The following is a 301-nucleotide window of genomic DNA, read 5'->3' as shown; positions in this document are numbered from 1 at the left end:
CCCCGGAGCCGCAGTAGACCCCGACCACCTGCTGCCCGTCGGCGCCCAGCGCCGCGAACCGCTCGACCAACTCGGCGACCGGTCGGCGACCAGGCAGTGGTAGTCGGTGACCGCGAGCTTGAGGTCCGCCTCGGCCACGGTCTGGGCCAGGTCCACGGCGAACCCCGCCCGGCGCAGGCCGTCGGCGATCTCCGGGCCCAGCTCCGGGTCGTCCTCCAGTACCAGTACGCGCATGGAGGCGACGATACGTCGTGCGCCCCGCGGGCCCGCCCGGCGGGCCCCGGAACGCAACGGCGGGCGC

General features: G+C 76.1%; 1 protein-coding gene. It reads right to left on the bottom strand.

Features of this window, described 5'->3' with window-relative positions:
• Nucleotides 1–234 (bottom strand): response regulator (locus C7C46_RS31440; RefSeq protein WP_484421962.1); only part of this gene is annotated, 234 nt, incomplete at its 3' end.
• Nucleotides 235–301 lie beyond the last annotated feature (67 nt).

Origin of the sequence: Streptomyces tateyamensis (assembly GCF_003205575.1) — a bacterium.
Lineage (GTDB): Bacteria > Actinomycetota > Actinomycetes > Streptomycetales > Streptomycetaceae > Kitasatospora > Kitasatospora tateyamensis.
The sequence above is the reverse complement of the archived record's forward strand: the minus strand, read 5'-3'. Positions and strand labels throughout refer to the sequence as shown.